The 13845-nt window shown below is 32.0% G+C and carries 12 protein-coding genes and 1 riboswitch; all 12 genes read right to left on the reverse strand.

Features of this window, described 5'->3' with window-relative positions; translation table 11 throughout:
- Positions 1–2 precede the first annotated feature (2 nt).
- On the reverse strand, positions 3–2477 hold the full coding sequence (locus RWL85_RS00935; protein WP_314083933.1) for an ATP-dependent Clp protease ATP-binding subunit: 2475 nt from the start codon (positions 2475–2477) through the stop codon (positions 3–5).
- A gap of 4 nt (positions 2478–2481) precedes the next feature.
- The gene (locus RWL85_RS00940; RefSeq protein WP_314083935.1) at positions 2482–3000 is read right to left on the reverse strand and encodes a CtsR family transcriptional regulator; all 519 of its coding nucleotides are present in this window, start codon (positions 2998–3000) and stop codon (positions 2482–2484) included.
- A gap of 223 nt (positions 3001–3223) precedes the next feature.
- On the reverse strand, positions 3224–4483 hold the full coding sequence (locus RWL85_RS00945) for a nucleobase:cation symporter-2 family protein (RefSeq protein ID WP_314083937.1): 1260 nt from the start codon (positions 4481–4483) through the stop codon (positions 3224–3226).
- Between the two features lie 136 nt (positions 4484–4619).
- Positions 4620–4721, reverse strand: a riboswitch (purine riboswitch).
- Positions 4722–4821: 100 nt separating this feature from the next.
- Positions 4822–5754 carry a dihydroorotate oxidase gene (locus tag RWL85_RS00950; protein ID WP_314083939.1) on the reverse strand — a complete coding sequence of 311 codons (933 nt, stop codon included), beginning with the start codon at positions 5752–5754 and terminating at the stop codon, positions 4822–4824.
- A 331-nt stretch (positions 5755–6085) separates the two neighbouring features.
- On the reverse strand, positions 6086–6463 hold the full coding sequence (locus RWL85_RS00955) for a DUF302 domain-containing protein (RefSeq protein ID WP_314083941.1): 378 nt from the start codon (positions 6461–6463) through the stop codon (positions 6086–6088).
- Between the two features lie 131 nt (positions 6464–6594).
- Positions 6595–7641 (reverse strand): LLM class flavin-dependent oxidoreductase, encoded by a 1047-nt coding sequence (locus RWL85_RS00960; protein ID WP_314083943.1) that lies wholly within the window; start codon positions 7639–7641, stop codon positions 6595–6597.
- 49 nt (positions 7642–7690) lie between these two features.
- Positions 7691–8053: a TIGR02328 family protein gene (locus RWL85_RS00965; protein WP_314083944.1), complete on the reverse strand. Its 363-nt coding sequence runs from the start codon at positions 8051–8053 to the stop codon at positions 7691–7693.
- A 1-nt stretch (position 8054) separates the two neighbouring features.
- The gene (locus tag RWL85_RS00970; RefSeq protein WP_314083946.1) at positions 8055–8441 is read right to left on the reverse strand and encodes a YbgA family protein; all 387 of its coding nucleotides are present in this window, start codon (positions 8439–8441) and stop codon (positions 8055–8057) included.
- 191 nt (positions 8442–8632) lie between these two features.
- Positions 8633–9373: a TraX family protein gene (locus RWL85_RS00975; protein ID WP_314083947.1), complete on the reverse strand. Its 741-nt coding sequence runs from the start codon at positions 9371–9373 to the stop codon at positions 8633–8635.
- Between the two features lie 505 nt (positions 9374–9878).
- Complete coding sequence (gene tuf / locus RWL85_RS00980) at positions 9879–11066, reverse strand: elongation factor Tu (RefSeq protein WP_314083949.1); 1188 nt, start codon at positions 11064–11066, stop codon at positions 9879–9881.
- A gap of 123 nt (positions 11067–11189) precedes the next feature.
- Positions 11190–13265: an elongation factor G gene (gene fusA, locus RWL85_RS00985; protein ID WP_314083951.1), complete on the reverse strand. Its 2076-nt coding sequence runs from the start codon at positions 13263–13265 to the stop codon at positions 11190–11192.
- 101 nt (positions 13266–13366) lie between these two features.
- Positions 13367–13837: a 30S ribosomal protein S7 gene (gene rpsG, locus RWL85_RS00990; RefSeq protein WP_003144697.1), complete on the reverse strand. Its 471-nt coding sequence runs from the start codon at positions 13835–13837 to the stop codon at positions 13367–13369.
- Positions 13838–13845: the final 8 nt, after the last annotated feature.

Here is a 13845-nt window from a genome sequence, read left to right on the forward strand (position 1 = left end):
AATTACCTCTTAGTCTTTTTCACAACGAATTGATCATTTTTGTAGTCGACATTGATAGTTCCAGTTAATTCAGGGTTTCTTAGTAATTCTTCACTTAATAAATCTTCAATATTTTTTTGAATACTACGTTTTAATGGGCGAGCACCGTATTCTTTTATGCTTCCGTCTTCTACAATTTTAGCCATTGCTTTTTTCGTAAGCTTAATAGTAATATTTCTATCTTCCAATCGTTTAGATAAACCATCTATTAATAATTCAGAGATTTTTTCAAGTTCTTCTTTTTCAAGAGTCTTGAAAACAATAATATCATCTATTCTGTTTAGAAATTCTGGACGATATTGTTTTTTCAATGCTTCCATCATAGTATTTTGAACATTTTTGTAATCATTTTTAATTGATTCACTTCCACCAAAACCTACGAATTTTTGATCACTTAGTTCACTTACTCCAACATTTGAAGTCATAATTATAATAGTATTTTTGAAGTCCACTACACGACCAGAAGCATCAGTTAAACGTCCATCATCTAAAACTTGTAATAAAATATTAAATATTGATGGGTGGGCTTTTTCTATTTCATCGAATAATACTACTGAATATGGTTTTTGACGAACTTGTTCAGATAATTGCCCCGCTTCTTCATAACCTACATAACCTGGAGGAGCTCCTACAAGTCTACTAATTGAGTGTGGTTCCATATACTCACTCATGTCTATTCTTATCATATTATCTTCAGAACTAAACAATGCTTCTGATAAACTTTTTGCAAGTTCTGTTTTACCTACTCCTGTAGGTCCTAAGAAAATAAAGCTTCCTATAGGTCTATTTGGTGCTTTAAATCCACTTCTCGCTCTTCTAACTGCTTTAGCTAAACTAACAACCGCCTCATCTTGCCCAATAACACGCTTATGTAAAATCTCTTCTAATTTCAGAAGTCTCTCACTCTCAGTTTCTGTTAATTTTGTTACAGGCACACCAGTCCAAGCCGCAAGAACTTCTGCTACGTGATCAGAACTAATCTTAATTTTATCTTTAGATAAACTATCTTGCCAAGAGATTTTAAATTCTTCTATTTTGCTAATTATTTGATTTACTTCATCACGTTTTTTTGCAGCAATTTCAAATTCTTGATTAATTACCGCTCTATCTTTTTCTTTATTTAAACGACTTAGTTCATCTTCATATTCTTTTAATTTTTCAGGAGATTTATAAAATCTTAATTTAACTTTTGAACATGCTTCATCTATTAAGTCTATCGCTTTATCTGGTAGACATCTATCAGTAATATAAGTTGTACTTAATTTAACTGCCGCATCTAGTGCTTCATCTAATATTTCTACATTATGATGTTCTTCGTATTTAGGACGTAACCCTTCTAGTATTTTAATAGAATCTTCCGTGCTCGGTTCTTCTACTTTAATCGGTTGGAATCTACGTTCTAATGCGGCATCTTTTTCAAAATACTTTCTGTATTCTTCAGTTGTCGTAGCCCCAATACATTGTATCAATCCACGAGATAAGGCGGGTTTTAGGATATTTGATGCATCTGCACTACCTTCTGTTCCTCCCGCACCAATAATTGTGTGAATTTCATCAATGAATAAGATAATATCTCCAGCATCTTCTATCTCAGCAATTATGTTTTTCAATCTTTCCTCAAATTCACCACGATATTTAGTACCAGCTAATAATGTTCCCATATCAAGCACCATTACCCTTTTACCTAATAAATTACTTGGAACATTTTGAGATACTATTCTTTCAGCTAATCCTTCAACTATTGCAGTTTTACCTACCCCAGGCTCACCTATTAGAACTGGATTGTTTTTTGTACGTCTATTTAAAATTTCTATCATTCTAGTAATTTCTTTATCACGTGCCAAAACAGGGTCTAATTTATTATTGAATGCATCCTTTGTTAAATCTTTTGCTAATGAATTTAATGTTTTAGTTTTTGCAGAACTATCTTCTGCCATTTCTAATTTTTTAAACCCATCAAATAATTTAGAAAGAAGTCCTTGACTTTGTTTTAATAATTCAAATAACTCAGTAATTAATGCATTAATATTAACACCTAATTTATCGGTTAATAAACGAACAGCAGTTCCTGTCTTCTCATTCAATAAAGATAATAATAAATGTTCACTAGTAACCACAAAACTAGATGTATCATCTGCAAACTGTTGACTTTTCTCTATAGTTCTAACAGCTCCATTCGTATAGTCTATCTTCATTAATACATTTCTATAAAAATCTGTACCTTCTAATTCTGCTTCATAAAAATCTACAACATTTTTTCTGAAATCATCATAATAAACACCATATTTATTAAGTGTTTTACATGCTAATGTATTGTTCATACTAAGCATAGCTAATAATAAATGTTCAGTTCCAACAGCCTTTACGCCAAAGTCATTTGCTTCTTCTTTCGCTGACGTCAGTACCATAAGGGCAGTTTCATTAAATCTTATGTACATAACCTTATCCTCTCTTATTATATTTTATATTAGTTAAAAATCTTATTGTTAAGTCTTTTAAGTTTGATTTTGTTTTAAAAATCATCTCTTCTATACAGTTTTCATCTATATGTTCTAAAAATTGATTGTGAACAGATGTTATCGCTTCAACACTATCTATAAAATGATTATAGTCAAATTTATCTATATAATCCTTTTCAAGTAAAATTTTAGCTATTCTTATAGCTTCTTCTACCTCAATTATCTCATTATCAACCGTCTCAATTAAGTAATCAATGTAATCCTTATTAGTGTGTAAGGTTATTTTTGTTATTCTAATAAACCCTCCTCCACCTCGTTTACTTTCAATTATAAATCCATGTTCGGGAGTAAATCTTGTTTTTATTACATAATTTAATTGGGATGGTACACAGTCAAACTTTTGTGCAACATTACTTCTTTTTATAATTATATGATCTTCTGAAGCCTCATTAAATAAGCTCATAATATATTGTTCAAGAATATCTGTCATATTATTATTCATGAGGGCACCTCCTTCATTGACTAAAATTGACCTTTACTTAAATTATACTACACAAAAATTATTTTGTACATAAAAAACATTGATTTTTAAATATATAAAAGCAAAAAAGGAAGCCCTTTAAACAGTGCTTCCTTGCAAATTAATTTATAAAATCATTTTTCTAAATCAGTTTAATATTAAAAATTTCCTTTAACTTTACTAATTATCAATAAAATCGTATTTTCTATTTATTTAATTTTGATTTTCTATTAAATATTAAATTCATTACTATTGCTACAACTGTTCCTAAAACAATTCCACTATCAGTAAACATACGAACAAAACTTGGTAATTGTGCGAAAGCCGTTGGTACTGTAGTAACACCAAGTCCTAATCCTACTGAACAAGCAATAATCATAAGATTTTCTTGTCTAGCAAAATCAGTATTCCCTAACATTTTAACACCGTAAGCTAGTACCATACCAAACATACTTATCATAGCTCCACCTAATACCGGTTGAGGTACAATTGTTGCTAAAGCTCCTATTTTAGGTATCGAACCGAATACCAATAATAATAGAACCATAACATACATAACTTTTTTGCTTTTAACACCTGAAATTTGAACAAGTCCTACGTTTTGAGAATATGTTGTATACGGAAAAGCATTAACTAATGAGCCTATCATAACAGCTAATCCTTCTGCCAAGTAACCTCTTCTTAAATCTGGTTCTTTTACATCTTGATTACAAATATTTCCTAGGGCATAATACACTCCTGTTGATTCTATCATACTTACAATACCAACGATTGTAAATGTTAAAATCGCACTAACATTAAATTCGAAACCAGTAAATTTAAACGGGGTTGGATGTTGGAACCATCCTGCTTGAGAAACTTCAGAAAAACTTACCATTCCCATAAAACTAGCAATAACTGTTCCTGATACTAAACCTAATAAAATTGCTATAGAGTGTATAAAACCAGTTGTAAATTTATAAATAACCAAAATAATAGCAAGTGTTATACATGCAAGTATAATATTTTTAGGATTACCAAAATCTTTAGCTCCTTGTCCTCCCGCTATATAATTCATAGCCACAGGAACTAAAGTAATACCAATAATAGTCACAACACTACCAGTAACAACTGGCGGGAATAATTTTGCAACTTTAGCAAAAAATGGTGCTATAAGAACTACAACTAATCCAGAAACAAAAATTGCTCCATACATAGTTGCTAATCCTGCACTATTACCAATTGCTATCATTGGCGCTACTGCTGTGAAAGTACATCCAAGAACAACCGGTAACCCAATTCCTGTAAATTTCCCTTTATACACTTGTAAAAATGTAGCAATCCCACACATAAAAATATCAACTGACACTAAATAAGTTGTTTGTTCTGCTGAAAGACCTAGACCTCCAGCAACAATTATCGGTACAATTACCGCTCCTGCATACATTGCTAGTACGTGCTGTAAACTTAAAATAAAAGTTTTCAAGATTCTTTTCTCCTTAGTTATATATTATTTTTGACAAATATAACTATATAAATACAAAAAATCACCTATAATTACTTATAGGCGATTTAAAATTCTACTACAAATAGTTACTTTAAAAATTAATTCAAAGTAATAACATTATAATAAAAATGCCCATAGTCATCAAATTTACGGTCTGATGGTAGAAACTTGCAAGCCTTATTCTTGCCTTTATATGTGCTATAATTTGTCTGTACATGATATAATATCAATTTTCAAAATGATTTTCAAGTGTTACCTGTTTTTTCTTTTATATTTTTATCGTTAATTTAAAATTATACTGTATGAATGATAATTACTTATTCTATTACCTTCAATTTACCTCTAAAGTCCTCTATACTTGAGTACCCTTTTTCTTTCATTACTTCTTGAAGTTCTTTAATAAGTCTAGCGAAAACTGAAACTCCTTCTTTATGAAGAGTTGTTCCCACTTGTACTAAATCAGCACCACATAGAATGTGTTCAAACACATCTTTACCATTTATAACTCCACCTGTTCCTATAATTTTAATGCTAGGATTTAAGCGTTCTCTAAATGCACGAACATTCGCTAGAGCTGTTGGTTTAATATATTCTCCACCAAGTCCTCCAAAACCACCTTTTGGTTTGATAACTACTTGTTCTTTATCTAAATCAATATATAAACCATTCCCTACACTATTTACACTATTTACATACGTTAATGGATATTTATTTAAAATTTTAGCCATTTCATCAAAATGAGCAATATCAAAATATGGAGGTAGTTTTACCCCAATAGGTTTTGTAAAGAATGTGAATACCTCAGCTAATAATTTGTCTGTAAGTTCAAAGTCATAAGCAATCTGAGGTTTACCCGGCACATTCGGACATGATAAGTTAAACTCAGTAACTCCATCATATTCACTTTCTTGAATTTTTTTTAATAATCCTATATTTTCATCATAACTCATACCAGTTACCGATAAAAACTGTAATTTTGCACCTGCTCTTTGACGTTCAATAACATAATTTAAATAATAATCTAAACCATTATTCGGCAACCCCATTGAATTAATACTTCCTAAAGTAATATCATAATATCTTGGTTCAGGATTTCCCTCTCTATAATTACGAGTGGCAGTCTTGGTAACAAATGCCCCAGCTTCACTAGCCACTAATTCATCTAGTTCCTTAGTCGTCATACAGTGAACCCCTGATGCATTCATTAATGGATTAGTTAATTCTACACCTAAAAAATTTATTTTTAACATTTTTCATACCTCCTATGTATACTAATAACAGTTTATCACAAAACACTCTTAATAACCATTGATAAAATTAGTTTTAGTATGTATGTTAATAAAAAAGAAGAAGGGGCTGACCCAAAAGTCCTAAAATTTAACAAAGTTTATATAAGAGCTCATAGACGCAGTGGTTTATTGATATCTAAATTCGCTTTATAAAAGCTTTTTAGATATCTAATAAACTGTGCGGGGGTGACTCAACAAAATCGATTTCTTCGAAATCGCGATTTTTGAGTCACTCCCAATTCTCCTTATTTAAAAGTTAGTAATTTTCTTATCTAAAATAAACAATTCTTAATTATGCTTCTAGATACTTAATAATATCCAAATACAAATTATCCATTTTAGGCAATATATCTTTTATTCTATCTGAATGCTCTTCTTTTAACCAAGAAGTAGGCTTTTCATATATTAATTCAGTTTTATCTTCTCTCTTAATCAGAAACAATTTCAACGGTAGATTAAAACTTAGATAAACATCATCTTGCATTAGTAATGTACCTACTTTAGGATTTCCAAATACTACATATTGAATATCAACTAATTCTAAATCAACATTTTTGGCATATTCACCTTGATTTATATTTAAAAATTGATGAATGTTATTTTTTTCTAAATATTCATCTACTTTTGATTTTACATTGACAAATTCGTTGTTAATTAGATACTTTTCCATAATTTACCTCTTTTTACTATTATTAAGTTTATTTGATACCATAATACACTAATTATCTACTTTTGTCATCAATTTAAGTTTTAAGAATTTTATGAGTTCTAATAAATTATATTTCTATATTCACCCATGGTCTATCCATTAATTTCATCAATAATTTCTTTTAACAATTCATATGAGTAATGTTGAGCATGTTCATCATAAATATATGAATTTATCATTAATTCATCAAACTCTACCCTACGTTTTAAATCTAAAATCTGATTTTTCACAGTTTCCTTATTACCAATAAATGAGATTTTCGTCATCTGATCAACCACAGATTTCTCATGATCAACTATCTCATCATGTTCAAATGCAATTGGTCCAAAATATGGAACTTTTGTTGTAGCGATATAATTTTTCCATACAGCTTCTTCCGATTGTACTGGTGGAACCATGCCCTGATGATTACTCGTAATAATATTTAAAAATGATTGAATCTGAGTTGTTGATAATCTTTTTGCTTCTTCATCGGTATCTGCAACAACTGCATTAGCACCTAAAATTACATACGGCTCTCTTAAAACTTCTGATGGTTTAAAGTAATGTCTATAAATTGCTACTGCATTTTCCATCATAGCTGGAGCAAAATGCGATGCAAATGAATAAGGCAATCCTAGCTCAGCAGCTACATATGCACTATCAGTACTTGAACCTAGTATATATAGTGGAACATCAAGACCAGAAGCTGGATATGCATGAACAGGTCTTGTGTCTTTAAAATACCCAGATAGTTCTACAACTTCTTTTTTAAAATCCATCTCTCTATTAGTATTCCTTCTGATAGCACGTGCAGTGTTATAATCAGTACCCGGTGCACGCCCTAAACCTAAATCAACTCTACCTGGATAAAGAGTCTCCAAAGTTCCATATTGCTCTGCAACTATATATGGACTATGATTAGGTAACATTACTCCTCCTGATCCTACTCTAATAGTACTAGTATTGTCTAAAGTACGTTGTATTAATAATTGTGTTGCACTGCTTGCTACACTTTTGGTATTATGATGTTCTGCAATCCAATACCTTTCATATCCTAGTTCATCAGCCTTTTTAGCTAATTTAACCATTGCATCAATGGCATCTTTAAAATTCTGCCCTTGTCTTAATGGAGCTAAATTTAAAATTGAAATTTTCATTGTTATCTCCTTACTTATTTTCTATTAATATTTTAATATAAATATATAGCTAGATAAAAATATTCTTCTGAGCTAAATTCTCGATACACTCATCATAGTATGCCTTATCGTGTTCTTTATAAATTGACTTATTAATTTTACACTCTTTTAGATCGTTGTGAGGCGCACAAATTTTTCCTCTATAATTTTTATCAAGCCATTCTTCACTAATATTATAGCCTCTATTCTTCATTTTCTGCATGATTAATTCATGATACTTGAAAAGTAAAAATGGTTTATGTTTAAATACATAATCTACTGTTGCATGTTTCTTACCCCAACCATTTCCTCTTAATGCACAACACTCTCTATGTTGTCCTAAAAGTTGTTGCCTTGGTAATTTTGATATAAGTTCTTCATGCCAAAGTCTCATCTTATCCTCCATTGATAAAAGTAGATTCTTCTAAATACTTATTTGGATATTTCTTTAGAAGATGTTTTACTTCTTTTATCAAATCTTCTTTTTTATATTTATTATTATGATATTCTTCAATCATTTCAAAAAAATGATCTTTTTCTTCTTTTGTCGCATATTTTTTAAAATATCCCCAGACATGATGTAGTGCGTTCGTTACTTGTCCTTTATCTTCAGGTAAACTTACAGCTTGTTTTATAAACTCACTCACTTTAACTATGGATACTTCTTCTTGCTTTAAATATGTTCTAATTTCTAAGTATATTTTACTTGAATGACTCAAAACAAGATATTTATTTTTTGCCCATAACTTTTGACATTGAACTCTTTCTTCTTTATTATTCATTTTATCCTTTCGAAAACAGTTTATTTTTAATATCCATATTATATTATATCTTATACTTTTTTACTACATATCAATATCAAACTATATAAAAAATTCCTTATTAAGTTTTATCTTAATAAGGAACCTCTATATTAGTTTTCGTTGTATTAAATTTAACCATGTTCTTTTGATTTGCTACGTCTATACTAATTCTAAAAGACCAATGGTATATTTCCGTATAATATAATTCTAAAAATACCTATAATTGCCAAATGTATTGGATAATAATAGTAGAAGAACCACTTAGAACCAGTATGCTTACCTCTAGTACCATCATATCTCATTAATAATGGTAATGAAAGTAAAGTTGCAAACTGTAATACTCCATAAAATACATCTATAAAGATAATATAAATAGCTGCATAAACACTTATCCAGATAACATAGTCAAGTACTTGTTGTTTTTTATTACCTCTATGATTATATAAGAAGAATGGCATCATAAGAGCAATTGCAGACCAATCAGCTATAAATGTTAATAAACAGAAAACAATAATAGCTAAAATCTTTAATGTATTACTTATCTTCTCACTTCTAAAGATTGCGATTAATAAAACCGACATCGCTAATGGGAATAAGACACTTGTTTTATTAAATATGCTTCCTGTAGTTATATCAAATGGTATTCCTAAACCGAAGCAAAAAGCAAAGTGACTAATAAAAGCAAAGCTCATAATTCTAAAGAAATATTTTTTAATATCTTTTGTATAATAACATCCTTCTGCGATAAAATACCACATAATCGGTGCTGTTAAACGTCCTACTATATGCATAAGTACTGGTATTGTTTCTTTAACTAAACCTGGATATAATAGCCATGCTAAATGATCAATTGTCATAGCAATTATAGCTATATATTTTAACTGAGTTCCATCAAACTTTAAATTCTTCATTTTCTTCCTTTCTATACTATTTTTACTTTATTTAAAAATATTAATCATTATATTACTCATAAATTTGGGATAATGAGAATACTATACACTAACATATATTAGCATATTAATATGGTTTATACAATTATTTATGCAAATTTCTTAAACTCAGCTACTTGAAACTTTCTCTATTAAACGTATTTTATATATTAATAATAAGAAATCGAAGTTAATCTCTTAACTTCGATTTCTTATTATTACTCAATATCCCTAGAGTAATTAAGTTTGATGTAATAATAGTCGTACATTTAATGTATTAATACTATTATTTTCCCCTATACTACCTTTAAACATATTATACACCTCTTACAGTTTTTGTGCAACAACTTTATAAAAATAGTATATTTTACTTTATATTATTCCTTTAAATATTATAAACTTAAACCATAAAATTATTAAAATATGAATCATAAATATATAAAAAAAGCAAGGTGAAAATCACCTTGCTTTCTATTTAAATTCAAAATTATTTAACGATAGATGTAACAACACCTGAACCTACAGTACGTCCACCTTCACGAATTGAGAAACGAGTTCCTTCTTCAATCGCGATTGGAGAAATAAGTTCTACGTTGATTGATACGTTATCCCCAGGCATTACCATTTCAGTACCTTCTGGTAAAGTAACTACACCAGTTACGTCAGTAGTACGGAAGTAGAATTGAGGACGGTAGTTTGTGAAGAATGGAGTGTGACGTCCACCTTCTTCTTTAGATAATACGTACACGTCAGCTACGAATTGAGTGTGTGGAGTAATTGTTTTAGGAGCTGCTAAAACTTGTCCACGTTCGATATCTTCACGAGCAACACCACGTAATAATGCACCGATGTTATCTCCTGCTTCAGCGTAATCTAATAATTTACGGAACATTTCAACACCTGTTACAGTAGTTGAAGCTGGTTCTTCAGTTAATCCAACGATTTCTACTACGTCTCCAACTTTAACTTGTCCACGTTCAACACGTCCAGTAGCAACTGTACCACGACCTGTGATTGAGAATACGTCCTCAACTGGCATCATGAATGGTTTAGCGTTGTCACGTTCTGGAGTTGGGATGTACTCGTCAACTGTTTCCATTAATTCGATGATAGCTTTTTCTGCATCAGCTTCTCCTTCAAGAGCTTTAAGAGCAGAACCTTTGATTACTGGTAGATCGTCTCCATCAAATCCGTATTCAGATAATAGTTCACGTACTTCCATTTCAACTAGTTCTAATAACTCTTCGTCATCAACCATATCACATTTGTTTAAGAATACAACAATTTTTGGTACTCCAACGTTACGAGATAATAGGATGTGCTCACGAGTTTGAGCCATTGGTCCATCTGTAGCAGCGATTACTAAGATAGCTCCGTCCATTTGCGCAGCTCCAGTGATCATGTTTTTAACATAGTCAGCGTGTCCTGGGCAGTCTACGTGTGCGTAGTGACGGTTTGGAGTTTCATACTCGATGTGAGAAGTGTTGATTGTGATACCACGTTCTCTTTCTTCTGGTGCGTTATCGATAGAAGCGTAGTCTTTAGCTTCCCCACCATAAGTTTTTGCTAATACAGTAGCGATAGCTGCTGTTAAAGTAGTTTTACCGTGGTCAACGTGACCAATTGTTCCAATGTTAGCATGTGTTTTACTACGGTCAAATTTTTCTTTTGCCATTTTAAAAATGTCTCCTTCAAGTTAATAAAATTTTGTTTTTTTTAAAATAGTCACATAGCATTCTATGATAACTATATTTTATAATGTTACAACAAAAATTGCAACTATAAAGAATAATTTTTATTATCCTTTATTTTTTTTGATAATTTCTTCAGAAATTGATTTTGGTACTTCTTCGTAGTGGTCGAATACCATTGAGTAAGTACCACGTCCTTGAGTTGCAGAACGTAGAGAAGTTGCATATCCGAACATTTCAGATAATGGTACTGAAGCACTTACTACTTGAGCGTTACCACGAGCTTCCATACCTTCAACACGTCCACGACGTGAAGTGATATCACCCATGATATCTCCTAAGTATTCCTCAGGCATAACAACTTCAACTTTCATGATTGGTTCTAAGATTACTGGGTTACATTTTTTAGCAGCTTCTTTAAGAGCTAATGACGCAGCAACTTTGAACGCCATTTCAGATGAATCGACATCGTGGTATGATCCATCGAATAATTTAGCTTTAACGTCGATTAATTCATATCCAGCTAATACCCCGTTTGCCATAGAATCTTTAAGTCCTGCTTCTACTGCTGGGATGTATTCACGAGGAACTACCCCACCAACGATAGCGTTTTCGAACTCAAATCCTGCACCTGGCTCATTTGGAGTGAACTCAATCCATACGTCCCCGTATTGTCCACGTCCACCAGATTGACGAGTGAATTTACCTTGTACTTGTGCAGCTTGTTTGAATGTTTCACGGTAAGATACCATTGGAGCACCTACAGTACATTCAACTTTGAATTCACGACGCATACGGTCAACGATGATGTCTAAGTGAAGCTCACCCATACCTGCGATGATAACTTGTCCAGTTTCTTCGTCTGTTCCAGCACGGAATGTTGGGTCTTCTTCTTGTAATTTTTGTAAAGCTGTAGACATTTTATCTTGGTCAGCTTTTGATTTTGGTTCAACTGAAAGTTGGATAACTGGTTCTGGGAATTCCATTGATTCAAGAATAACTTCGTTTTTCTCGTCACAAAGTGTGTCCCCAGTAGTAGTATCTTTAAGACCAACAGCTGCAGCAATATCACCAGCGTAAACTTCTGCGATTTCGTTACGAGTGTTAGCGTGCATTTGTAGGATACGTCCTACACGTTCACGTTTACCTTTAGTTGAGTTTTTAACGTATGAACCAGATGATAAAATACCTGAGTACACACGGAAGAAAGTAAGTTTCCCTACGAATGGGTCAGTCATAACTTTGAAAGCTAGGGCTGCGAATGGCTCTTCATCAGAAGAGTGTCTTTCTGTTTCTTCATCAGTGCTTGGATCAACACCTTTAATTGCTGGTACATCTAATGGAGATGGTAAGTAGTCAACTACAGCATCTAACATTGGTTGTACACCTTTATATTTAAAAGCTGATCCACATACTACAGGGAAGAATTCTACTGATAAAGTAGCTTTACGAATAGCAGCTTTAAGCTCGTCAATTGTAATTTCTTCTCCACCTAAGTATTTTTCCATGAAGTTTTCATCGAATTCTGCAACAGCTTCGATAAGTTTTTCACGGTATTCTTCAGCTTGATCTTGATATTCAGCTGGGATTTCTTTAACAACAAGATTTTCCCCAACGCTTCCTTCGTTATAAATAGCTTTCATTTCAACAAGGTCAATTACACCTTCGAATAAATCTTCAGCTCCGATTGGAAGTTGAATTGGGTGCGCATTAGCTTGTAATCTGTCGTGGATTGTTCCTACAGAGTATAAGAAGTCTGCTCCTGTTTTATCCATTTTGTTAACAAATACAATACGAGGAACTCCATAAGTTGTAGCTTGACGCCAAACTGTTTCTGTTTGTGGTTCAACACCTGATTGTGCATCTAATACTGCTACTGATCCATCAAGTACACGAAGTGAACGTTCAACTTCAACTGTGAAGTCTACGTGTCCCGGTGTATCAATGATGTTGATACGGTGTTTTTTCCACTCAGCAGTTGTTGCAGCAGATGTGATTGTAATACCACGTTCTTGTTCTTGTTCCATCCAGTCCATTTGTGAGTTACCATCGTGAGTATCTCCAATTTTGTGGATTTTCCCAGTGTAGAACAAAATACGCTCTGTTGCAGTAGTTTTACCTGCGTCGATATGAGCCATGATACCGATGTTACGAGTATCTTTTAAAGAAAATGCTCTAGTCATGAGTCAATTTTCTCCTTTCATAATTTTTTAAATGATTTTAGTAATTTGTCTTTTATAGTGAAAAACTCAAGCTATGAAATAGCTTGATATTCACCCTATAATTACCAACGATAGTGAGCAAATGCTTTGTTAGCTTCAGCCATTTTGTGAGTATCTTCACGTTTCTTAACAGCTGAACCAGTGTTATTTGCTGCGTCTAAAATTTCATTAGCTAAACGTTGTTCCATAGTTTTTTCTCCTCTTAAACGAGAATAGTTAACTAACCAACGTAGACCTAATGTAGTTCTTCTTTCAGCACGTACTTCTACTGGTACTTGGTAGTTAGAACCACCAACACGACGAGCACGAACTTCAAGAACAGGCATAATGTTGTTTAATGCTTCTTCGAAAACTTCCATAGCATCACGTCCTGATTTTTCTTTAATTAAATCAAACGCAGAATATAAAATTCTTTGTGCTGTACCGCGTTTCCCATCTAGCATTAATTTGTTAATCAATTTTGTAACTAATTTTGAGTTATAAATTGGATCTGGCAAAACGTCACGTTTTGCAACTGGACCTTTACGTGGCATAGTGTCTG

Source organism: uncultured Gemella sp., assembly GCF_963515875.1.
GTDB lineage: Bacteria > Bacillota > Bacilli > Staphylococcales > Gemellaceae > Gemella.